The organism is Enterobacter cloacae complex sp. P15RS (assembly GCF_014895905.1).
Taxonomy (GTDB): Bacteria; Pseudomonadota; Gammaproteobacteria; order Enterobacterales; family Enterobacteriaceae; genus Enterobacter; species Enterobacter quasihormaechei.
Genome location: NZ_JADBQL010000007.1, coordinates 86,167 through 108,708, shown reverse-complemented (window position 1 = coordinate 108,708; position 22,542 = coordinate 86,167). Strand labels below are relative to the sequence as shown.

Genomic DNA, 22,542 nt, shown 5'->3' with positions numbered 1-22,542 from the left:
GCTTCATCGCGTTGAGTCTGCCAGCAGGCTGGCCAGGTCGCGCCGGGTTAACGATTTTGAAAAGTACCAGCCTTGCACGAGGGCATCAGGATATCTCTGGGCGATAAACTGATATTGCGTTTCGCTTTCGACGCCCTCAAACACGAGGGTTTTGTGGAGCTTAGCGAGCGCGTCGCAAAAGATCGCCAGAATATCCTGTTTATAATGCTCGTTGATGCCATCTACTAACGACTTATCCACTTTGATTTCGTCATACTTGAGGTTTGACAGCCTGGCCAGATTAGAATTTTGTACGCCAAAATCGTCTATTGAAATTTTGACGCCTGCCGATTTAAGCTCCTCACAAAACTCTTCAAGGATGGCCGAGGTGGACACGCCATTCTCGGATAATTCGACCTTTATTAACGATAAGGGAAGCGCGTGCTGTAGGCATTCATGGCGTAATACCGCCAGGAATTTGCCGTCTTCAATTTCTGTTCGACCAACGTTCAGTGAAATCATGAGCTGATGTTCAGTGGCCAGCGCGGCAATTTCCGACAGGGATTTTTTAATCATGTTCCGGTAATAAACGTTATACAGCCCAATTTTTTTAATCAACGGGATAAACAGCTCGGGAGAAACCTCTTTGTGGTTGTTATCCTGCCATCTCGATAACACTTCAACCCCAACGATTTTCTTATCAGCAACCCGAATAATGGGCTGAAAGTGTACGCTGATGGTATTCGCTTTCACCGCTTTGACCAGCGTACGCTCCAGAGAAAGCCGGTCTTCGTAAAGTCGCAGAGAAAACAGCGTCAGCGATACCCAGATAAAGTATAAAAACAGGCACAGGAGCACCATCACGATGCGGGACAGCGATGCCAGTCCGGCATTGTGGTGGGTGACGGTAACGCACAAATCCCAGCGGGTGCTGCACTGCGTCACGGTCTGCGTGAATAGCAAAGACGACAGGCGGCTAAGGTTATCCGTAGGAGACGTAACGGTGAAAAAGGTCCGGTCGAAATCTTTCGTGGAAGAACGAAGTGAATAGTTGGCGGTAACGGGAGAAAATTTATCGTAGGCTGAACGTGACGTGAAGATAATAAGATGGTTATAAATTGTCGCATTGCCCACAAAGAAATCTTTCTGTGAAAATTGCGCCAGGCTGAATCCGTTCAGAGTGTCATGAAGCTCAGAGGGAAGGGCGATGGGATTTGCCAGCTTGCCCCAAAATGCGGTGCAGGTGATTTTCCCATTTTCAATAAACCCCACATCGGCGAAATAGAGACTCTGCATCTTTAATTTACGGTAGTCGTTCAGACTCGCGCTATCGCATCCCTTCGCGGAAGTCGTTTTAAGAGTGCTGGCGATAATTTGCGTCAAGTCTTCGGAATAGCGTAACAGCGTGTGGGAGATCTCCGTCTGCCGGTCCTTTTGCTGTTCAACGATGATGGCGTTAACAGCATACAGCGACAGGACGACCAGAAAGGTTGAGATGATAGCAACGCTAATGGCCTTCTTCATATTCCTGCTGTCCCGCCACGTCCTGAGGTGCAGGGATCTTAACACAGGTCATAAAAGCTACAAGTATGAGAGAAGAGCCAGCACGGCATCGCCGTGCAGGCTACGTTCTATTCAGAACCAATCAAACCGTGTGGAGAGCAGTAACAGTAGCGTACTGGCAGAAATTAGATTCAGGCAGATGACAAATTTGCTCGATACGTTCATGTTATCAATTCTTTGCTGTTCAGTAGCCACAGAGAATAGCGTTTCGCCACCTGCGATAAAACGCCAGATTTTGGTGGGTTTAGGCAAAAAAAAGCCCACTAAAAAGTGGGCAAGAAATACTGGAAGCAATGTGAGCAATGTCGTACTGAATACCTGAGTGATTTGCTCAACTATTCAGTATTGAGAAAGATAATCTTTCTCAATAAAAGATGCAACCCCACGATTCATGTGGAACGGCAAATTTTTACTGTTCAGATTTTACTCAAACGAACCGTGTGATTCTTATCACAAATTTCCTTTCTCAAATCCTGTGCTATCCTTTTCTGTGTCGTTGATTTAATGACAAAAACCATACGGAGAGGAAAGCTATGGGAATTTTATCCTGGATTATCTTTGGGCTGATTGCGGGTATCCTGGCGAAGTGGATTATGCCGGGCAAAGATGGCGGCGGTTTCATCGTCACGATCATTCTGGGGATTGTGGGTGCAGTCGTTGGTGGCTGGATCAGTACCCTGTTCGGCTTTGGCAGAGTTGATGGCTTCAACTTCGGCAGCTTTGTCGTCGCGGTGATTGGCGCGCTGGTTGTTCTGTTTATCTACAGAAAAATCAAAAGCTAAATCTGAACTGTGTTAAAAAAGGCTGCCTGATGGCGGCCTTTTTACTTTGGGTTACCACCAGCCCAGCTGGGTACCGGCTACGGCTACGATGGCCACAATCAGCATGATGAGGGTCGTTTTTCTCACTTATGCCCCCGGCGCGGCGTATCCGCCAAGGAAAAACCAGCCTAAAAACACCACCGCCGTGATAAAAATTACAACCGGAAAGAGGATCCCTATTCTCATGCCATCACCTGTTTGAGTTTGTATAAGGCCGTAGAGTGTACGGTTTTAATCTAACGCGACAAAGCCTGTTTTGCTTTTTCCCTTTTTATCCTGATACATCGCGAGGTCTGCGGTGCGCAGGGCGCTATCTTCATCCGTGCTGTGAGGATCCACAATAACGACGCCATAGCTTGCACCGGGATAGAGAATAGTGACATTTCCTAACCCGTATTCGCCCGCGATACGACCGTTGAGGCGGGTTTTGATTGCGTTGACCTCTGAGCTGGTGTCGCCATCATTGCTGTTACTCAGGCTGGCAACCAGAAATTCATCGCCGCCGAGCCGGCCGATAATTTCGTCCTGCGTTTGCTCGTGCGTCAGCCGATTGCCGACCTGAACGAGGAACCGATCGCCCGCTTCATGACCGTACTGGTCATTGATTCGCTTGAAGTCATCGAGGTCAATAAAGGCAATCATGACGTTGCGGTTAAGATGGCGCGCCAGTGAGAACAGGGTGGTGAGATTTTCAAAAATGGCGCGACGGTTTGGCAGGCCGGTAAGAGCGTCGGTGTATGAGTAGGCAATGAGCGCGGCGTTGGCTTCGCGAAGCTGAAGCACCAGCGACTCTTTCTGAATGTACTGACCAATTAGCCCGGCAAAGAGTCTGATTACCTGCTCGCCACGCTCGCTGAACTGTTTCTGTGCGGTGCTTGCCGCGCAAAGCGTGCCGTACAAGGTACCGTCAGCAAGGTGAACCGGCACGCTCATATAGGTCGTAATCCCCAGCGCTTTTGCAGCCTCACATTCTGGCCAGCGTTCAGGCACCTCGTTACTGAACAACGTGTCGCTATCCATGGCGCGCTTACACAGCGTTTCGTCCCAGGGCACGCTGAACCCTTCCGGGATCTGCATTTGCTTACTGTTACGGGCATATAAAATGTGCTGTAAACGCGCATTGATATCGATTTTGGTCAGGTAGGTTGATTCCATATCGGTCACAATTTCCAGCATTTCCAGTAGCTGACGCACCAGACTGTCGAGAGATTGCTCGGTGGCGAGGGTTTCTGAAACACGGGCAAGAATGATATCTGACATAAAGCAGGTTGACTCCCATGCAGAAGGCCTCTGTATCTGCATGTTATGCTGAAATTATAGACTCCGGTCATAGTTAAACATGAATAGGGGAAATTTTATATATTCTTCTGGAAACCAGGGCGGGCGCGCTAAAAAAAGCCCCGACGCGAAGGCCGGGGCAAAACATCTTGATTACGGAATGATGTTCTCTGGTCAGAGTGAGAACAGACCCCACTATAGGGACGAATCGTGCAGGTTTAATGGAGAAATCATGGAGAAAACGGCGATGACCCGTTACTCTGACGTTTTCAACACCCTGAAGGATCGTGAAAATGAAATATCTTTTCCTGGCACTGGTACTTCCGTTGACCGCATGCTCAACAAAGACACCCCCTCCCGATGCGCCTGAGCCGCCGCACGCTATTGGTATGGCAAACCCGGCGTCAGTGTACTGTCTGGAGAAAGGGGGAGAGCAAATCCCTGTTCAAAGCCCTCAGGGCGTACGTACCGAGTGCAAACTGCCAGGCGGAGAAACGATCGATGAATGGGATCTCTACCGCCGCGATCATCCGCAACCGACCAGATGACAACGGCAATAAAACTGCGATACACTTCTCTTTAGGATTATTCTTAGCCAGTTTCTGGCAGCACGTTTGCGAGAAGAAGTATGTTTCAGTTAAAACCGGGCAGCATGGCGATGATCGTGGGTGCGCGTACGACGGCAGGCCGTCAAAATATTGGTAAATCCGTTGAGCTGTTTGGCCTCTGTCAGCCAGGCCAGCGTTTTGTGAACCCGGTCAACGGCGTCATGACGCAGTTACCCGCCACGTCAGCGCGCCCGCTGTGGCTGGTCACCGGTGATGTCTACGCATTTGATAACCAGCACGGTTTTGCGTTTGTTCGCCCGGAACATCTGATGCCGCTGACGCCGGACGAGATGCCACGCATCGTTGATGAGCTGGCGATCGGCTAATCACAGTTCTCGCAGCCAGTCCGCCAGCACCTGCGCGTGATTCTGCTCCGTATTTTTCGCACCATAGAGTAGCGTCACGGTCTGCTGTCGGGCGAGGGCCGCAAGGCGCTTGCCTTCATCCTGATGCTGCGCCAGCTCTTTTCGATAGGCTTCACTGAACGCGGTGAAATCGATCGCTTCACCGTGGAAGGCTTTACGCAGTTCGCTCGACGGCGTTAGCGATTTGCACCACTCATCGTAGGCGAGATCGCTCTTTTTCATTCCTCGCGGCCAGAGTCTGTCTACCAGCACCCGGTAACCATCGTCTGACGTTGCCTCTTCATACACGCGTTTGCATTGAATCATCCGTTTTCCTCCCTACCGTGTGACGTTCAGCAAGAACACTATAGCACCAGGCTTTTATCCACCCAATTTAAGGTATTGTGATAATTGCAAAAGATCGGTAGTCTGAGGTTCCTTATGTTATCTGAAAATCCTCCGGCATAAGGAATCTCTCATGGAACTCTCCCCGGTTAAAACGACGCTGCGCATTGCGCTGGTTGGTGATTACAATCCCGATGTTATTGCGCACCAGGCTATCCCGCTGGCGATTGATGACGCCGCTGCGGTTCTGGATCTCACCGCGGATTATGACTGGCTCGCCACGCCTGAGCTCACCAGTCCCGAAGACCTGGTCGGTTACGATGCCATCTGGCTGGTTCCGGCAAGCCCGTATAAAAACACCGAGGCGGCGTTTATTGCGGCGCGTTACGCGCGCGAAAACAGCATCCCTTTTCTCGGCACCTGCGGCGGGTTCCAGCATGCGCTGATTGAATATGCGCGCAACGTGCTGGGCTGGCACGATGCAGGCCATGCCGAAACCGATACCGAAGGGAGGATGGTGATTGCGCCGCTGGCCTGCTCGCTGGTGGAACAAACCGACGCGATCGAACTGCGGAACAACACCCTGATTGCCAAAGCGTACGGGAAGCCGGAAATTCAGGAAGGGTATCACTGCAATTACGGCGTCTCGCCTGAGTTTGCCCGGCAGCTTGAGCGGGGCGACATGCGCGTGACGGGCTGGGACGAGCAGGGCGAGATCCGCGCGGCAGAGCTGGTGACCCATCCCTTCTATGTGATCACCCTGTTCCAGCATGAGCGAGCCGCGCTGCAAGGGCGCCCGGTGGTGCTGGTCCAGGCCATGCTGCGGGCGGCGCAGGCATAAAAAAAGCAGACCGAAAGGTCTGCCTTGTGTGTCAGCGGGGTGTGATTTCCCGATCGCGCCCGGCCAGCATGCCGCACAGGGCCATCACCACCGCAGCCAGCGCGCAGGCGAGCAGCGGAATGCGCCAGTCTCCGGCGGTATCGTGAATTTTCCCCATCAGCGGTGGCCCACAGGCCGCCAGAAGATAGCCAATGGACTGTGCCATGCCGGAGAGCGCGGCGGCCTGATGGGCCGAACTGGCGCGCAGCCCGATAAAGGTCAGGCCGAGGATCATGGTGGCGCCGGATCCGAAGCCAAACACCAGCGTCCAGACGACGGCCAGCTGCGGCGCAAACCAGAACCCGGCCGCGCTTACGGCGCACATCAGGGCGACAAGCCCGGCAATGCCACGCTGATCGCGAAGACGGTGCAGGATAAGCGGAATGGCGAGACCGGGAACAGCGGTGGCCAGCTGGAGAAGGCCGTGCATGGAGCCCGCCTGCGTTTCGCTGTAGCCGTGGCTGATCAGAATCGCGGGCAACCAGCCGATTATGACGTAGTAAATCAGTGAGTTGATGCCCAGAAAAAGCGTCACCTGCCAGGCAAGGGCGGAGCGCCAGATGGCCCGGTTGTGCAGCGCGCCCGCTCCCGTCAGGGTAGCGGCGGGCTTCTGGCGCCATTGCGGTAACCACAGCAGCAGCGCCACCAGCGGGAAGAACATCAGCATCAGCAGCGCCCCGTGCCAGCCGGCATTCCCCAGCGACAGCGGGACGATCAGCGCCGATCCTGCGGCAGCGGCGGCCCCCATCGTCAGCGAATACGCCCCCGTGAGTTTTGCGACCTGGCCCGGAAAATCGCGTTTGATTAGTCCGGGTAACAGGACATTGCCCAGCGCAATCCCGCAGCCAACAACCGCCGTACCGATAAACAGCAGCGACGCCGACGGCAGCGAACGGATGCCAATCCCGATGCATATCAGCAGCAGCGCGATAAAAAGGCTGCGCTCCATGCCCAACCGCCGGGCGACGCCTGCGGCAAGGGGAGAGATTAAGGCGAAGGCCAGCAGCGGCAGCGTCGTGAGCAGACCGGTTTGTGCCGTGCTTAAGCCATAGTCCTGACGAATGGTATCGAGCAGGGGGGCGACACCGGTAAACGTGACGCGCAGCGTCGTGGCAATCATCAGGATACCTGCAACCAGCAGCGCACCCTGTTTCCCGGAAGGTTGAATAGCAGTAGTCATTATTGTCTCTTACGTTCAGGCGAGCGCATACAATACCGATTCAAGTCGTGGTTGAAATCAGGCTAAAATGACAGTTTATCGCTAATATCGGACAACTTTATGTACGGACTGGGGCTCGACGGCTACGATCCCGACAGCCAGCACGATGCGGCGGTGGCTTTTCGCATCCGCGTGGTGGCACAAGAACAATTTATTCCGCTTCATCAGCACCGCAAAGGGCAGCTGATTATGGCGCTGGGTGGGGCGATAACCTGCGAAGTGGAAAACGCGATGCTGATGGTGCCGCCCCAGTATGCGGTGTGGATCCCGGGTCAAACGCCGCACAGCAACAGGGCGACGCCCGGCGCGCAGCTCTGCCTGCTGTTTATTGAACCCGGCGCGCTCGACCTGCCGGCGCGTACCTGTACGCTGAAAATATCGCCCCTGGTGCGGGAGCTGGTGCTGGCGCTCGCGGACAGGTCGCGGGAAGAACTGCCGCTTCCCGCGACTGGCCGACTGGTTGACGTCCTGTTTGACGAACTGCCCCTGCAACCGCAGGAGCATCTCCAGCTGCCGGTTTCTCCGCATCCGAAAATTCGCCTGATGAGTGAGACCATGGCAAATGAGCCTGCCGCCTGGCAGACGCTGGCCCAGTGGGCCAGCCACTTTGCCATGAGCGAGCGCAATCTGGCACGGCTGGTGGTGAAAGAGACCGGGTTAAGCTTTCGCCGCTGGCGACACCAGCTCCAGCTGATTGTCGCGTTGCAGTTTTTGATCGGCGGGAAGTCAGTACAGCAGGCGGCGCAGGCGCTGGGGTATGACTCCACCACCGCCTTTATCACCATGTTTAAGAAAGGGCTGGGGCAGACGCCCGCCCGCTATATCGCCAGCCTGACTACGACTTCCCGATAAACAGCGAAACCAGCCCGGCAGCAATCAGCGGGCCAACCGGCACGCCACGAAACAGCGCCACGCCCAGCACGGTGCCCACCAGCAGGCCGGCCACCAGTGAGGGCTGGCTGCTCATCAGCGTCACGCCGCGTCCGCCAAGCCATGAGACAAAAACGCCTACCGCAATCGCCACCAGCGATTTCCAGTTCACAAAGGAGTGCAGCAGCGTTGATGCCGGCAGCGTTCCGCTGGCAATCGGTGCCATCACGCCGATGGTCAAAATAATGATCCCGATGGTTAGCCCCTGTTTTTCAATCCACGGGAAGAAGGTGTTTAGCGGCGTAACGCGAACGATGATCAGTACCAGAATGGAAATCGCGACGGTGGTGTTGTGGCTGATAAAACCCAAAGCAGCCAGGGCCAGAAGTATAAGCAGAGTAGGGTCGAGCATGACGGGATCCTTGCCAAAAATAGTAAGCCTGCTTACTTTACGCGCAAACGCGACGGCAGGCAGGCTTTACTGAAAAAATTGTCTATTTTTGGGCGCTTGCCTGAAGTCAGTTCACCAGTTTCGGGATAAGCGGACTCCCGTCGCGGATAAACACCGGGATGGTTTCCAGCGTCGCGGGCACCCGGATATGCTCCCCGCCGGGGTAGCGTTCGCCGTTAAGGGCGACCCAGCTATTGCCATTCGGTAACCAGACATCGCGCTCACGCTGACCGGCCTGCATAACCGGCGCCACAAGAAGATCTTCGCCAAACAGATACTGATCTTCACACGCCCAGCTCTGCTTATCCTGCGGATAGTGCCAGAACAGCGGACGCATTAGCGGGTCTCCGTACAGATGCGCCTGCTGGTACAGCGCGTCAATATACGGGCGCAGGGTTTCGCGCACGGTAAGCCAGTGCTGCATGATGGCGTAATTCTCTTTTCCGTAACTCCACAACTCATTAGGCGAACCGCTGTTACATTGAGGAATGCCGTCCCGATAGCGCTCCGGGGGCTGGATCTGCGGCTCGCGATAGCCGTGCATGCGCAGAACCGGCGTAAACACCGCCCACTGGAACCAGCGGATCAGCAATTCGTGGAACGCCGGGTCGTTGACGTTCCCTCCCTGGAAGCCGCCGATATCGGTAGTCCACCACGGGATCCCCGCCAGCCCCATATTCAGTCCGGCGGCGAGCTGATTGCGAAAAGCATGGAACGAGGAGTGGACATCACCCGACCACGCCAGCACGCCATAGCGCTGGCTGCCTGCCCAGGCGCAGCGTACCAGGTTAACTATCTCAGTTTCACCGTTTGCCTGTAGCCCATCGTAAAAGCCCTGCGCAAAATCGCGCGGGTAGCGGTTGCCCACTTCCAGCACCGGACCGGCGTGGTAGCGATAGTTATCAAAATCATAGGCGCGGTACTCCGGTTCCGCTTCGTCGAGCCAGAACAGTTTGATGCCCAAATCGTAATAATTTCGCTTCACCGTATCCCAGACAAACTCGCGCGCTTCGGGATGCGTGGCGTCAAAGAACGTCGTATTGCCCATAAAATCGAGGTTAACCTGTACGCCGCGTTCGCTGCTGACAAGCCACCCTTTGGCTTTCATCTGCGGGTAGAGGGGGCTGAGCGCCTCTACCGTTGGCCACACCGAAACCATCAGCGCAATACCCATTTCGCGCAGCTCATCGACCATTGCTTTAGGATCGGGCCAGTCCACGGGATCGAAGCACCAGGTGCCCTGATTCGGCCAGTGGAAAAAGTCGATGACCATGACCGACAGCGGCAGGTTACGGCGGCGATACTCCCGCGCGACCTCCAGCACCTCCTGCTGGGTGCGGTATCGCAATTTACACTGCCACAGCCCGCTGATAAACGCCGGGGCTGCCGGGGGCATACCGGTGGCTTTCACATACTGGCGGGTGATCTCCGCCACCGTGTCAGCGGCGGTGATCCAGTAGTCCATTTCACCTGTGACCCGGGCGCGCCATTCCGTCTGGTTTTTTGCAAAGCTGGCTTCGCCAATCGCCGGGTTGTTCCACAGCAGGCCATAGCCAAGGCTGGACTGCATAAAGGGGACGCTTGCCTGGGAGTTGCGCTGCGCCAGTTCCAGCGTGCAGCCTTTCAGATCCAGCCACGGCTGTTGATACTGACCCATGCCATAGAGGCGTTCTTCCGGACGCGATTCAAACCGGACGGTGAGCTGATATTTGCCGCCCATCAGCGGCTTAAATTCGCGGCCATCCAGCTTCAGGGCGCTGACGTATTTATCCTGACTTTTCTCGCTGGCACCGATACCGACCGTAGAACGCTGGCGCCACATCTCCTCCAGCAGCAGCTCACCGCGCTGATTGTAAAAGGCCAGCTGACCTTTAAGGTTCAGCCTCGCGGTGATATTGCCGTTGCGCAGCGTCAGGCTTTCCGCTTCGGCGACGATTTCAGCCTGGCAAGGTGCAGCGGGTAACAGCGCCTGCAAGGCTTCATCGAACGTCGGGGAACAGGTGGCCCTGACGCGCAGGCTGTTTTCCCCCCAGGGTTCAATACGCAGGATCTGACGTTCAAAACGCCACTCGATACTGTTGGAATGTTGAATCAGCTCACTCATGGATAACGCGTCCTTCTAAACGGGGTGTTTGGCGAGATGGATAGACTGCATGGTGCTGTCGTCGAGCTTGTACCAGCGCAGCGTGGCAAACGCGCAGAGCGACAAGATGCCAGGCACGAGAGTGAAGAGGGCAATGATGCAGTACATCGCCGTGGTGGTCTGTTCCGGGGCATTGGCCACATAGCCGCTTAAGCCCAGCGTCCAGCCAACAATCGCGCCGCTGATTGCCATCCCCAGCTTGAGTACGGCGAGGAAGGTGGAGAAGATCACGCCGTCCATGCGTTTGCCCTGTTTCCATTCGCCGTAGTCGGCGACGTCTGCCATCATCACCCACATCAGCGTGGTGGTGGCCTGGTAAAGGGTGGAGACGATGAACGTCATAGGTACCAGAATCAGCACCGACTTAGGCGCAAAGAACAGAGCGATACTGAGCACTCCCGCCAGCACGGAACAGTAGCCAAACATCTGCACTTTGCTCACGTTCTGCGTCAGGCGTTTAGCCAGCGCGCTGCCTGCGGCTTTTCCGAGAATATGCGCGCCGAGCATCCACATAAAATAGCTCGCGCTACCGAGATAATACGTGACGAAATACATCATTGCGCCAAGGCGAATAACGCCAAAACCAATGTTGGTTATTACCAGTACGGCGACAACACGCCATTGGTCGTTTCGTAATAAATCCCTTAGTTCCGCAAGATAATTATTGTGGGTGGCGGGAGCCTTAATACGCTCGCGCGTATTGGCGAAGCAGATCCAGAACATGACGACCGCGACGGTCGCCATAATGGCCATCGCCCAGCGGTAGCCCAGCAATTTATCGTCGCCGCCTAAAAATTCTGCCAGCGGCATCATAAAGAATGTCGACAGCGCGCCGCCCAGCGTGGCCAGGAAAAAGCGATAAGACTGGAGGGAAATTCGCGCATCGTTGTCAGGGGTAATTACCGCGCCCATAGAGCAATAGGGGATATTAATCGCGGTATACATCAGCATCATCAGGGTATAGCTGACGGTCGCGAAAATCATTTTACCATGTAGATCGAGCGACTCCGGTACGGCGTAGGTCAGCAGACAGCTGGCCCCAAAGGGCAGCGCCAGCCACAGCATCCACGGGCGGAATTTGCCCCAGCGTGTGCGCGTCCTGTCGGCGATATAGCCCATCGCCGGGTCTATAATGGCATCGGCGGTTCTCGCCAGAAGAAACATGGTGCCCACGAATGCCGCAGGCAGACCCACCACGTCCGTATAGTAAAACGTCAGAAAAATAATGACGTTATCCAGCCCAATATGGCTCGCCATATCGCCTAACCCATAACTGATTTTTTCTTTACGGGTAATTATTTCGGTCATTGTATTCACCTTGCCAGTGTAAGGTTTATTTATGAGGTGCTCCGTTAACAGAGTTAACCATGATGAAAAGGTTAACAATTGCGAGATCTGGCATCGGGGTTACGTTAATTTCTTTTCGTGATACCGGTAACAAATAAATCATATAATGAGTGACTTTGCGCAGCAGAGCATATTTCGCTCAGAATCGTTTCAGCGGCAAAATAGTCATTTTATTGATGCATCGCTGTCATGTCGCTGTCATTTGGCGGGGGTAAAAAAGGGGTGATCGGAGCAACGCTGAGGGCATCATGAACGATCCTATGTTTGTCGAAACGCTGGTTATCTCCTCTTAGTTTTTTATCATCGCGATTATTTTGATCGCGTCCGTGCTGCTGCTGGAAAACGGCTGACCGTTAGCCAGCCTCTGTATTTATTGTTTCCGGAAGGTCACAAGCTCAGGACGGGCGATGCGCAGATAGTCCTGGGTATCCACAATCACCGACTTTTCCAGCAGGCCAGCGTTGAAGGCGATCTCGTCGAAACGCTCAAACAGCAGCGGATCGGCGACCAGCGTCAGATCCGGATGAAAGCTGAACGGGGGAATGGCGCCGAAAACGCAGCCGGTCAGGGTATCAACTTCCGCCGGACTGGCGAGAGAGGCCTTCAGCCCACCGAAATGGCGGGCAAGCAGGCTCAGATCGGCCTGCCGATCGGCGGCGAGGATAGCCAGAATATGTTTCTTTACGCCGTTGCCTTTTACCTTGCAGACCAGCGCTTTTGCACCCTGTCGGATATCGGTCCCGCGAATTTCACTGACCGCTTCGCATTTGCCAACGGCCTCATGCTCCATCACGCGAAAGCGCGCACCCTGTTCGGTTAATAAGCTGATAAGCTGCTGATGGGTCGTCGTCCCAGTCACGTCACCAGACATAATGAATTCACCTGTGATTTGCCAATACGCAGCTTGCTACCTTAGCACGGGACGGAGAGGGCTGAAAGAAAACAGCCAGCGGGAGCGCTGGCTGTTGGGTCATGCATTGCTGGTGGACGATTGCTTCTGGAACAGTTCCCGGAAGACCGGATAGATGTCATCCTGGTCACGAATGTGCTGCATCGCGAAGTTATCGAACATTGCTTGCAGATGCTCATATTCACGCCACAGCGTCTGGTGGGCACGACGGGTAATTTCAATGTAGCTGTAGTAACGCACCACCGGCAGGATCTTCTTCGCCAGAATTTCATGACACAGCGGCGAGTCATCCGCCCAGTTATCACCATCCGATGCCTGCGCGGCATAGATGTTCCACTGCGCCGGATCGTAGCGCTCCTTCACCACCTCATCCATCAGCTTCAGGGCGCTCGACACGATGGTCCCACCGGTCTCCTGCGAGTAGAAGAACTCATGTTCATCCACCTCTTTTGCCTGAGTATGATGGCGAATGTAGACCACCTCCACGTTCTTATAGGTTCTGCTCAGGAACAGATAGAGCAGAATATAAAAACGCTTAGCCATATCCTTCGTCGCCTGATCCATTGAGCCTGATACGTCCATCAGGCAGAACATCACCGCCTGGCTGGACGGCTCCGGACGTTTTTCGTAGTTCTTGTAGCGCAGATCGAAAGTGTCGATAAACGGTACCCGGTCGATCTTCGCCCGCAGTTCGGCAATCTCTTTACGCAGGCGCTCCTCTTCCAGCAGCTGCGCCGGTTCCGTGTTTTCAACCACCTTCAGGCTGGTTTCCAGCTCGCGCAGTTCGCGCCGTTTACCCGCCGTCATCGCCGTACGTCGCGCCAGCGAGTTTTGCAGCGAACGCACGACGCTGATATTGGCAGGCACGCCGTTTGCGGTATAGCCCGCGCGATGGGTTTTGTATTCATTGAGCTGGCGGTGCTGATTCTTTTTCAGATTCGGCAGGGCCAGATCTTCGAACAGCAGGTCGAGATACTCGTCTTTAGATATCTGGAAGACAAACTCATCCTGGCCTTCACCGTCCTGGCTGGCCTGTCCCTGACCGCTACCAGAACCGCCGCCTCCGCCTTGTGGCCGCTCGATTCTGTCATTCTGGACGAAGTGGTCATTTCCTGGGTGCACGCGATGGCGAAGGCCGCCACGCCCCTGATGAAACATCGGTTCGCTGATGTCATCGTTGGGGATGGAGACGGATTCGCCGCTGTCGACGTCGGTCACCGAGCGTTTGTTGATGGCCTCGGAGATCGACTGTTTAATTTGCGATTTATAACGGCGCAAGAAGCGCTGGCGATTCACCGTGCTCTTGTTTTTGCCGTTAAGACGCCGGTCAATAAACCAGGTCATATATCCCCCGTACTGCATTTGCCAACTTTCAGCGGCCCGGTCAGCAAAGGCGCTGCCGGGCACTTGTGTTAAGACGATTTGCGCACGCGCAGATACCATTCGCAGAGCAGGCGGACCTGTTTGCGGGTATAGCCTTTCTCCATCATACGGTCGACAAAATCGTCGTGCTTTTTCTGCTCGTCGGTGGAGGTTTTGGCGTTAAACGAGATGACCGGCAACAGCTCTTCCGTGTTGGAGAACATTTTCTTCTCGATAACCGTGCGCAGTTTTTCGTAGCTGGTCCAGTTTGGATTGCGGCCATTGTTATGCGCTCTGGCGCGCAGCACGAAGTTCACAATCTCGTTTCGGAAGTCTTTCGGGTTGCTGATCCCGGCCGGCTTCTCGATTTTTTCCAGCTCCGCGTTCAGGGACTCACGGTCAAACAGCTGGCCGGTGTCCGGGTCGCGGTACTCCTGATCCTGGATCCAGAAGTCAGCGTAAGTGACGTAGCGGTCAAAGATGTTCTGGCCGTATTCGGAATAGGATTCCAGGTAGGCGGTCTGGATCTCTTTGCCAATGAACTCGGCGTATTTCGGGATCAGGTAGCCTTTCAGAAACTCCAGGTAGCGTTCAGCCTGCTCCTGCGGGAACTGCTCGCGTTCAATCTGCTGTTCCAGCACGTAGAACAGGTGGACCGGGTTAGCGGCCACTTCCGCGTGGTCGAAGTTGAAGACCCGGGAGAGGATCTTAAACGCAAAACGCGTCGACAGGCCGTTCATCCCTTCGTCAACCCCGGCGTAATCGCGGTATTCCTGGTACGATTTCGCTTTCGGGTCGGTATCCTTCAGGCTTTCCCCATCATATACGCGCATTTTCGAGTAGATGCTGGAGTTTTCCGGCTCTTTCAGGCGCGACAGGATAGAGAAGCGCGACAGCGTTTCCAGGGTTCCCGGCGCGCAAGGGGCATGCATTAGCTCACTGTGGTTGAGCAGTTTTTCGTAAATCTTGATCTCTTCGGAGATCCGCAGGCAATAAGGCACTTTGACGATATAGACTCGGTCAAGGAACGCCTCATTGTTTTTGTTGTTTCGGAAGGTTACCCACTCAGATTCGTTCGAGTGAGCGAGGATAATCCCGTTAAACGGCAGGGCGGAGATACCTTCCGTCCCGTTGTAGTTGCCTTCCTGCGTGGCGGTCAGCAGCGGATGCAGCACTTTAATCGGTGCTTTAAACATCTCGACAAATTCCATAATCCCCTGGTTGGCGCGGCACAGCGCACCGGAATAACCGTAGGCATCCGGATCGTTTTGCGCGTGATGCTCCAGCTTACGGATATCAACTTTGCCCACCAGCGCCGAGATATCCTGGTTGTTCTCGTCACCGGGCTCGGTTTTGGCGATGGCGATCTGCTCAAGAATGGATGGCCAGACCTTCACGACGCGGAATTTGGTGATATCCCCACCAAACTCATGCAGACGTTTTGCCGCCCACGGCGACATGATGGTGCCGAGATAGCGGTGCGGAATGCCAAACTCTTTATCCAGAATCTGCGCATCCTCCTGCGGGTTAAACAGGCACAGCGGATGGTCATTCACCGGGCTGCGCTCGCCGTTGGCGCTCAGGACGTAGATCGGCACGCGCTGCATCAGCGCCTTCAGCCGTTCAGCCAGGGAGGATTTACCCCCGCCGACAGGACCCAGCAGATAAAGGATTTGCTTCTTCTCTTCCAGCCCCTGAGCGGCATGCTTCAGGTAGGAGACGATCTGCTCGATGGCGTCTTCCATGCCGTAGAACTCTTCAAACGCCGGGTATCGGGCGACCACCCGATTCGAAAATAGACGGGAAAGCCGTGGCTCCATGGCAGTATCGACCATGTTTGGCTCACCGATAGCCATCAATAGCCGTTCTGCCGCATTGGCATAGGCACTGCGATCTTGCCGACAAATGGTAAGAAACTCCTGCAGTGTGAACTCTTCGTCCTTGGCAGCTTCATAGCGCTGGCGATAGTGATCGAATATATTCATGGCATGCCGTCCTTTCGTTTTTTAGCACAGGATAAGAGCCGTTCGTATGAGTAGTGGAGGCTCCCGGAAGAGAATTTTTCGCACCTCACCTCCAGAGCAGCAACCTGTGTGCCAGGTCGAAGGCTATGAACCGCAGGGTGTTCAGCAAAACCTCTTCTTAAATTAAAGCGTAGATGGCAATTGCAAAACTTGCATACGCATAAAATCTACTTTCAATGACATATCAATAACTCATCCAAAAATTTCCACTGTGGTTATAAGCGAAAAGCGGGTTTTTCATTTAGCGTTCACATAAATGAAAGCGGGTTGTCATCTGAAAAATGAAAAATAACGGGTTAATCAAACGGATTAGCGCGCAAAAAATTTTGGGATGTACGGGAATGGCGGTTACACTTCACCCGCTGATTATTTGACTACAGGAAAGAATGGATTGTGACCAAACTCAAACTTCTGGCATTGGGCATCCTTGCCGCGACCGCAGCGAGCACCGTACAGGCTGAGAGCCAGTGGACTGTTGGCGCGGGTGCTGGCGTGATCAACAGCCCGTACAAGCAGTATGACCGCGACGTTTATCCTGTCCCCGTTGTCACCTATGAAGGCGATAACTTCTGGTTCCGTGGATTGGGCGGCGGCTACTATCTGTGGAACGATACGGCCGATAAGCTCTCCATCATGGCCTATTACGACCCAACGCACTTTAAACCAGGCGACAGCGACAGCAATGCGCTTCGTCAGCTGGACAAGCGCAGAAGCTCGCTGATGGCGGGGCTTTCATACGTGCATAACACCCAGTATGGCTTCCTGCGCACGGCGCTGGCGGGCGATACCCTGGACAACAGCAACGGCTTCATCTGGGATCTGGCGTGGCTTTATCGCTATACCAACGGCGCGGTGACCCTGACGCCGGGTATCGGTGTGCAGTACAGCAGCGAGAATTACAATGACTACTACTATGGCGTGTCTAAGGCTGAGTCTCGCCGCAGTGGTCTGAATAGCTACAGCGCTGATGATGGCTGGGATCCGTACCTGGAACTCACCGCCTCCTATAACTTCCTCGGCGACTGGAACGTATACGGTACTGGCCGTTATATCCGTCTGAGCGACGAAGTGAAGGACAGCCCGATGGTCGACAAGTCCTGGTCCGGCATCTTCTCCGTGGGTGTGACCTACAAGTTCTGATTTGGACGTTATCTATTAAAACGGGGCGCTTGCGCCCCGTTTGTTTTTGTTATGCCTGACGTTTCACAATCTTGATCGTCTGGCCTAAGCGGGACGGTTTTTCTTCGCTGGTTTTCTGCGGCGCAGTCACACACGCGGTTTCCACACACACGAAGGTTTTGTAACCGTCGTCCGGGATGTCCGCCATGCTGACGGAAAGGGCCGGGCCCGGGTTCCAGCCGACCACGTTGCTGTGGTGATGATGAACCACTTCAATACCGCGGTTCAGCGCGCTGTCGTGGATCACGCTACAGGCTTCCGGGTGCAGGTAAACGCGGTCGGTACGATCCGGGAAGCTCTGCACGCCATCGTCCAGCTTGCCTTCTTTCGCGTTATCCACTTTGTCGATGAAGGTATCGCCCAGTCCGCTCACCTTAACGGCCTGGATGTCGCCTACGTTGAAATAGGTGTGCAGCGCGGAGGTGGTTTCGAATTCGCCGTGCGCTTCCAGCTCAATTTCGCAGGTTTTACCCAGCTTGAAGCGGGCATACAGAGTGAACTCGTGTGGCCACAGGGCGCGTGTTTCATCGTTCGCCTGGAGCTCAAAGGTCAACACCGCGCCGTTATCATCTTCGTTATGCGCCTTCAGCGTCCACTGCTGGTTACGGGCGAAACCGTGAGACGGTAAACCCTGCTGCGCTGACGGGCCAAACCATGGCCAGCAGATCGGTACGCCGCCACGGATCGCCGCCCCTTTTTTGAACGAGGTGGCATCACTCAGCCACAGGCCTTCTTCTTCGCCTTCTGGTTTCCAGGAGAGCAGGTGGGCGCCATTGAGCGCTACGGAGGCTTTAACGCGCGGATGATCGACGACGATGAGATCGGCACCGTCAATCTGACGGCGCGAGAGCACAGGGGTAAGTTGTTCGACTACCGGAAGTGCAAAAATTTTATTAATCATTAAGCAATCCTCTGTCTAAAAAACAATAAAAAAGGCGACCGAAGTCGCCTTTTAAGATCAAGCACTCATCTCAACTTATTTGGAGATGTGAGCGATCAGGTCCAGTACTTTGTTAGAGTAGCCAGTTTCGTTGTCGTACCAGGAAACCAGTTTCACGAAGTTGTCGTTCAGTGCGATACCTGCTTTAGCATCGAACACGGAAGTGCACACTTCGCCGTTGAAATCGGTAGATACAACGTCGTCTTCGGTGTAACCCAGAACGCCTTTCATTGGGCCTTCGGAAGCAGCTTTGATTGCTTTCTTAATTTCTTCGTAAGAAGCAGCTTTTTCCAGACGAACGGTCAGGTCAACAACGGATACGTTAGGAGTTGGAACGCGGAACGCCATACCAGTCAGTTTGCCATTCAGTTCTGGCAGTACTTTACCTACTGCTTTAGCAGCACCGGTAGAAGATGGGATGATGTTCTGAGCCGCGCCACGGCCGCCGCGCCAGTCTTTGTGGGAAGGGCCATCAACGGTTTTCTGAGTAGCGGTGGTAGCGTGAACGGTAGTCATCAGACCTTCGATGATGCCGAAGTTGTCGTTGATAACTTTAGCCAGCGGTGCCAGGCAGTTGGTGGTGCAGGATGCGTTGGAAACGATGTCCTGGCCAGCGTAAGTTTCGAAGTTTGCACCACGAACGAACATTGGGGTGTTGTCTTTGGATGGACCAGTCAGAACAACTTTTTTCGCGCCCGCAGTGATGTGTTTACGTGCAGTTTCGTCGGTCAGGAAGATACCGGTCGCTTCAGCTACAACGTCAACACCGATTTCGTTCCATTTCAGGTTAGCTGGGTCTTTCTCAGCAGTAACGCGGATGGTTTTGCCGTTAACAACCAGGTGGCCGTCTTTCACTTCAACGGTGCCGTCGAAACGACCGTGAGTTGAGTCGTACTTCAGCATGTACGCCATGTATTCAGCGTCCAGGAGATCGTTGATACCAACGATTTCGATGTCAGAACGTTTCTGAGCAGCACGGAAAACAATACGGCCGATACGGCCAAAACCGTTGATACCTACTTTGATAGTCATATATTCCACCAGCTATTTGTTAGTGAATAAAAGGTTGCCTGTAAAATTACAAAAACCTTACGCAGCGTCAAGCGGAATCGTGTCAATCATTGCGACAAATCAATCCTGTGACTAACGTTTGTGCGACTGACTCGCCTCACTTTCCCTTTGAGCTAGCAACCACATGGGGGCTGCGCCCGGAATTTTAAAGGCCTCACAGGATTAAAATGTGAAATTGATCACAATTGCCTGACCGCCTTTTCGCGACACATAAGTTTAGAACAAAAGTGCACGCGCGGGTGTTAATGTTTTGTTAGAATCTGGGTTAAAAGATGTCTGTTTCAACAGCGAGATGTAAGCATATGTCGAACCAACATAACCCCGACGATCTGAAAAAAAACCTGACGGAGATGCAGTTTTACGTGACGCAAAATCACGGCACAGAACCGCCGTTTACCGGGCGTCTGCTGCACAATAAGCGGGAAGGCGTCTACCATTGCCTGGTGTGTGATGCACCGCTGTTTAACTCCCAGACTAAGTATGATTCTGGCTGCGGCTGGCCGAGCTTTTACGAGCCTGTCAGCGACGATGCGATCCGCTACCTGACGGACTCCTCGCACGGCATGGTGCGTACCGAAATTCGTTGCGGAAACTGTGACGCGCATCTCGGGCACGTTTTTCCGGACGGCCCGCAGCCGACAGGGGAGCGTTTCTGCGTCAATTCGGCGTCAATGAGCTTTACTGATGACGAAAACGGCGACCAGACCAAAGGTTGAAAAAACGATTCAGCAAATTATTCCTTTGAAAGGGAGAGATCGTGAATATTAATGACATGATTGCAGGCATGACCCCGGAGGTGTATCAGCGTCTGGTGACGGCCGTTGAGCTGGGAAAATGGCCGGACGGCGTGGCGCTGACCCCGGAGCAAAAAGAGAACAGCTTGCAGCTGGTGATGCTGTGGCAGGCGCGTAACAATACCGACGCACAGCACATGACCATCGACACGCAAGGCCAGATGGTGATGAAGAGCAAGCGCGAGCTGAAAGAAGAGTTTGGCATTACGCCAAAGCCGATTGCGACGATGAAAATGCAATAACGGTGCGGGTTGATGCCCTCACCCACAGGGAGAGGGCTTGATGTCGTACTACTTATGCTGGATCCCGAGCGACTCCGCCAGCTGCTTCGCTAACTGGTTGTTGTCATCCGCGCCATACTCCCAGAACATGGCGCCTGCGAGTCCTTTCTCCTTGATGTAATCCGCTTTGATCGCCACGGAACGCGGGTTTTCATAGGAGATCGCAAACAGCGCCTTCCCGTCGGCGGATTTTACCGACAGCCACGGCACCTTCGCCCGATCGTCCCAGTGCTCGGTAAAGCGTTTCTGCGGATCGTTCAACAGCTTGCTGACGATATCATTGTATTTCACATAGGTATCTTTGGTCAGATCGTAGCCAAGCGATTTAAACAGGCCAATTTCCTGCGGACCGAAGTAGGGCTGGGTCACCGGATTGTTTTGCGCGTCCGGTTTGCTCCAGTCGATGCCCGGTTCAACGGCGCGCTTCGGTACGCGACCGTAAAAACCGATCCCGAGGTTCATCTGCTGCGGCTTAAGCCCGGCGGCCAGGTAGTTATTGACTACAAAATCGACGCTGTATTTATCGGCCTCGGCCACCGTTGGCCAGGCGCTGGAGTCATACAGATTGGCGTTGAAATACTGGGTTCCGTACGCCATGTCGTAGGTCATCAGGTTGATGTAGTCGAGCAGGGGGGCAATGGCCTTCACGTCCACCCAGCTTTTCGGGCTTTCCGCATTCGCGCCCACCGCAATCGTGACCAGCTTCTTCTGACCAAACGCGTCACGCAGCTCTTTTAACAGCGCGGTAAAATTATCCCTGTCGGCAGGGTTACTCTCGACCAGCCCCCACGCGCCGTTGACCGGGAATTCCCAGTCGAGATCGATCCCGTCCAGGCCGTATTTATTGACGATCTCCTGCGCGGAGCGAATAAACACCGCGCGGCTCTCCTGGGTTGCCGCTGCGCCAGAAAAACCGCGCGCCCCCCAGCCGCCCACGGACAGCAGGACTTTCAGGTTCGGGTTTTGTTTACGAAGCTGAGGAATTAACGCCAGGTCGGACGCCACTTTCGGAGATAACCAGATTTGATGCAGCTTAGCCGGATCTTTCAGCGCGGCGTTAGTTTCGTCTTTCTCGTTGTTATAGATCAGACCAAACGAGTAGTTCAGGTGGGTGATCTGGCGAACGTCGAGTTTATTGATATCGCCACCCGGTCCGGCGGTCACATCGCCACCGCCATTGAAGTAGCCCACGGACATCAGGGGCGCGGCGTAAGCAACCGACGCGCAAAGCAAGGGTAATGCTGCCAGCAAGGGCAAACGTTTCATATAAGATCCTCTTTGACTAAAAATAACCACGCCACAGAAAAAGGCGTGGCGAAAAAACAGCCTGAAGAGGATAGCATTGCCGCTTCGCCTGTGATGCGAGGGAGTTCACTTTATGGAGAATGGGGGAGAAATGCCGGCTGGCGCTGCGCTTACCCGGCCTACAAAACCAGAGAAAGTAGGCCGGGTAAGGCGAAGCCGCCACCCGGCTAAAAAAGCTTACGCCTGCGTCTCCAGCCAGTCAGCCAGCGTATACAGGGTTGCGCCTTCCGCCGCCATATCCATAAACGCCTGGGCGCTGTCCTGCGGCTGAATATTCACTCCACGACACCCGTCGGTGATGACATTCACGGTATAGCCCAACTGGAGCGCGTCCAGCACCGTAAACTTCACGCAGTAGTCCGTTGCCAGACCCAGCACAATCAGCTCGGTGATCTCATGATGGCGTAACCACGCGTCCAGCGCCGTTTTCTGGCGGTGGCCGTTATCGAAAAAAGCGCTGTAGCTGTCGATTGTCGGGTTTTCGCCCTTGTGAAACACGGCGTCGATCGCCTTCTGGTTCAGCAGCGGATGCAGCTCGGCGCCTTCCGTCTGCTGTACGCAGTGATCGGGCCAGAAGGTTTGCGCCAGCCCGTCCAGCTCCCCCTGGCTATAAGGCTCAACGTTGTGCTGGCTGGCAAAGCTGCCGTGGTTTGCCGGATGCCAGTCCTGACTCGCCACGACCGCTTCACCGCGAGCCTTACACCACGCAATCAGCGAATTGGCGACGTCTACGGTGCTGTCGCCTTCCGCGACGGCCAGCGCGCCGCCCGCACAGAAATCATTTTGCAAATCGACCAGTAACAGGGCGCGTTGCTTCATGGGAACTCC

The 22,542-nt window shown here is 54.4% G+C and carries 25 protein-coding genes; 9 read left to right on the top strand and 16 right to left on the bottom strand.

Annotated features, from left to right (window positions below; genetic code table 11):
• Positions 1–3: 3 nt before the first annotated feature.
• Both IM267_RS04755 and yncL read right to left on the bottom strand, forming a co-directional pair.
• Positions 4–1,503 (bottom strand): EAL domain-containing protein, encoded by a 1,500-nt coding sequence (locus IM267_RS04755; protein WP_193032915.1) that lies wholly within the window; start codon positions 1,501–1,503, stop codon positions 4–6.
• A gap of 111 nt (positions 1,504–1,614) precedes the next feature.
• Positions 1,615–1,707: a stress response membrane protein YncL gene (gene yncL, locus IM267_RS04750; protein ID WP_193032973.1), complete on the bottom strand. Its 93-nt coding sequence runs from the start codon at positions 1,705–1,707 to the stop codon at positions 1,615–1,617.
• A 368-nt stretch (positions 1,708–2,075) separates the two neighbouring features.
• Between yncL and IM267_RS04745 the strand changes: the two genes are divergently transcribed.
• Positions 2,076–2,324, top strand: a complete 249-nt coding sequence (locus IM267_RS04745; RefSeq protein ID WP_003857896.1) for a GlsB/YeaQ/YmgE family stress response membrane protein — start codon at positions 2,076–2,078, stop codon at positions 2,322–2,324.
• 126 nt (positions 2,325–2,450) lie between these two features.
• On the opposite strand, the gene IM267_RS04740 is transcribed toward IM267_RS04745, so the two are convergent.
• A complete protein-coding gene (locus IM267_RS04740) occupies positions 2,451–2,549 on the bottom strand; it encodes a YoaK family small membrane protein (protein ID WP_015570793.1) in 99 nt (32 codons plus the stop codon).
• A 45-nt stretch (positions 2,550–2,594) separates the two neighbouring features.
• Positions 2,595–3,623, bottom strand: a complete 1,029-nt coding sequence (locus tag IM267_RS04735; protein ID WP_063866394.1) for a sensor domain-containing diguanylate cyclase — start codon at positions 3,621–3,623, stop codon at positions 2,595–2,597.
• 250 nt (positions 3,624–3,873) lie between these two features.
• Here IM267_RS04735 and IM267_RS21175 point away from each other — a divergent pair, with 250 nt between their 5' ends.
• The 3 genes from IM267_RS21175 (at position 3,874) to IM267_RS04725 (ending at position 4,575) form a co-directional block, all read left to right on the top strand.
• Positions 3,874–4,011 carry a hypothetical protein gene (locus IM267_RS21175; protein WP_226847933.1) on the top strand — a complete coding sequence of 46 codons (138 nt, stop codon included), beginning with the start codon at positions 3,874–3,876 and terminating at the stop codon, positions 4,009–4,011.
• Positions 3,968–4,189: a DUF333 domain-containing protein gene (locus tag IM267_RS04730; RefSeq protein WP_226847922.1), complete on the top strand. Its 222-nt coding sequence runs from the start codon at positions 3,968–3,970 to the stop codon at positions 4,187–4,189. Before IM267_RS21175 ends, IM267_RS04730 begins: the two co-directional genes overlap by 44 nt.
• 80 nt (positions 4,190–4,269) lie before the next feature.
• Positions 4,270–4,575, top strand: a complete 306-nt coding sequence (locus tag IM267_RS04725; protein WP_193032913.1) for a hypothetical protein — start codon at positions 4,270–4,272, stop codon at positions 4,573–4,575.
• Here the strand turns inward: IM267_RS04725 and IM267_RS04720 are convergent, their stop codons facing one another.
• Positions 4,576–4,920 (bottom strand): DUF488 domain-containing protein, encoded by a 345-nt coding sequence (locus IM267_RS04720; RefSeq protein ID WP_193032912.1) that lies wholly within the window; start codon positions 4,918–4,920, stop codon positions 4,576–4,578.
• A gap of 151 nt (positions 4,921–5,071) precedes the next feature.
• Here IM267_RS04720 and IM267_RS04715 point away from each other — a divergent pair, with 151 nt between their 5' ends.
• On the top strand, positions 5,072–5,779 hold the full coding sequence (locus IM267_RS04715) for a CTP synthase (protein ID WP_193032911.1): 708 nt from the start codon (positions 5,072–5,074) through the stop codon (positions 5,777–5,779).
• Between the two features lie 31 nt (positions 5,780–5,810).
• Here IM267_RS04715 and IM267_RS04710 read toward each other — a convergent pair whose 3' ends face one another.
• The gene (locus tag IM267_RS04710; RefSeq protein WP_131638139.1) at positions 5,811–6,998 is read right to left on the bottom strand and encodes a CynX/NimT family MFS transporter; all 1,188 of its coding nucleotides are present in this window, start codon (positions 6,996–6,998) and stop codon (positions 5,811–5,813) included.
• A gap of 99 nt (positions 6,999–7,097) precedes the next feature.
• On the opposite strand from IM267_RS04710, the gene IM267_RS04705 reads away from it, so the two are divergent.
• Complete coding sequence (locus IM267_RS04705) at positions 7,098–7,889, top strand: helix-turn-helix transcriptional regulator (protein ID WP_107535147.1); 792 nt, start codon at positions 7,098–7,100, stop codon at positions 7,887–7,889.
• Here the strand turns inward: IM267_RS04705 and IM267_RS04700 are convergent.
• The 6 genes from IM267_RS04700 to yeaG all read right to left on the bottom strand — a co-directional run bounded on the left by IM267_RS04700 (position 7,873) and on the right by yeaG (position 16,105).
• Complete coding sequence (locus IM267_RS04700) at positions 7,873–8,319, bottom strand: DUF441 domain-containing protein (RefSeq protein ID WP_063449023.1); 447 nt, start codon at positions 8,317–8,319, stop codon at positions 7,873–7,875. The genes IM267_RS04705 and IM267_RS04700 overlap by 17 nt on opposite strands.
• A gap of 106 nt (positions 8,320–8,425) precedes the next feature.
• Positions 8,426–10,462: a glycoside hydrolase family 31 protein gene (locus IM267_RS04695; RefSeq protein WP_193032910.1), complete on the bottom strand. Its 2,037-nt coding sequence runs from the start codon at positions 10,460–10,462 to the stop codon at positions 8,426–8,428.
• A 15-nt stretch (positions 10,463–10,477) separates the two neighbouring features.
• The gene (locus tag IM267_RS04690; protein ID WP_131638135.1) at positions 10,478–11,809 is read right to left on the bottom strand and encodes a glycoside-pentoside-hexuronide (GPH):cation symporter; all 1,332 of its coding nucleotides are present in this window, start codon (positions 11,807–11,809) and stop codon (positions 10,478–10,480) included.
• 409 nt (positions 11,810–12,218) lie between these two features.
• Positions 12,219–12,719 (bottom strand): YbaK/prolyl-tRNA synthetase associated domain-containing protein, encoded by a 501-nt coding sequence (locus IM267_RS04685; protein WP_193032909.1) that lies wholly within the window; start codon positions 12,717–12,719, stop codon positions 12,219–12,221.
• Between the two features lie 99 nt (positions 12,720–12,818).
• Complete coding sequence (locus IM267_RS04680) at positions 12,819–14,102, bottom strand: YeaH/YhbH family protein (protein WP_063449020.1); 1,284 nt, start codon at positions 14,100–14,102, stop codon at positions 12,819–12,821.
• Positions 14,103–14,170: 68 nt separating this feature from the next.
• The gene (gene yeaG / locus IM267_RS04675) at positions 14,171–16,105 is read right to left on the bottom strand and encodes a protein kinase YeaG (RefSeq protein ID WP_193032908.1); all 1,935 of its coding nucleotides are present in this window, start codon (positions 16,103–16,105) and stop codon (positions 14,171–14,173) included.
• A gap of 432 nt (positions 16,106–16,537) precedes the next feature.
• Between yeaG and IM267_RS04670 the strand changes: the two genes are divergently transcribed.
• Positions 16,538–17,284, top strand: coding sequence for a MipA/OmpV family protein (locus IM267_RS04670; RefSeq protein WP_063866429.1), 747 nt, complete (start codon positions 16,538–16,540; stop codon positions 17,282–17,284).
• A gap of 49 nt (positions 17,285–17,333) precedes the next feature.
• Here the strand turns inward: IM267_RS04670 and IM267_RS04665 are convergent, their stop codons facing one another.
• Both IM267_RS04665 and gapA read right to left on the bottom strand, forming a co-directional pair.
• Entirely contained in the window at positions 17,334–18,224 is an 891-nt protein-coding gene (locus IM267_RS04665; protein ID WP_107535151.1) for a D-hexose-6-phosphate mutarotase, read from the bottom strand.
• Positions 18,225–18,299: 75 nt separating this feature from the next.
• The gene (gene gapA, locus IM267_RS04660; protein ID WP_006809136.1) at positions 18,300–19,295 is read right to left on the bottom strand and encodes a glyceraldehyde-3-phosphate dehydrogenase; all 996 of its coding nucleotides are present in this window, start codon (positions 19,293–19,295) and stop codon (positions 18,300–18,302) included.
• Between the two features lie 341 nt (positions 19,296–19,636).
• Here gapA and msrB point away from each other — a divergent pair, with 341 nt between their 5' ends.
• Positions 19,637–20,050: a peptide-methionine (R)-S-oxide reductase MsrB gene (gene msrB / locus IM267_RS04655; protein WP_022647790.1), complete on the top strand. Its 414-nt coding sequence runs from the start codon at positions 19,637–19,639 to the stop codon at positions 20,048–20,050.
• Between the two features lie 56 nt (positions 20,051–20,106).
• Positions 20,107–20,370 (top strand): YeaC family protein, encoded by a 264-nt coding sequence (locus IM267_RS04650; RefSeq protein ID WP_226842097.1) that lies wholly within the window; start codon positions 20,107–20,109, stop codon positions 20,368–20,370.
• Positions 20,371–20,418: 48 nt separating this feature from the next.
• On the opposite strand, the gene IM267_RS04645 is transcribed toward IM267_RS04650, so the two are convergent.
• Positions 20,419–21,675, bottom strand: coding sequence for a glycoside hydrolase family 18 protein (locus IM267_RS04645; protein WP_193032907.1), 1,257 nt, complete (start codon positions 21,673–21,675; stop codon positions 20,419–20,421).
• A 216-nt stretch (positions 21,676–21,891) separates the two neighbouring features.
• Positions 21,892–22,533 (bottom strand): bifunctional nicotinamidase/pyrazinamidase, encoded by a 642-nt coding sequence (pncA, locus tag IM267_RS04640; protein WP_107535154.1) that lies wholly within the window; start codon positions 22,531–22,533, stop codon positions 21,892–21,894.
• Positions 22,534–22,542 lie beyond the last annotated feature (9 nt).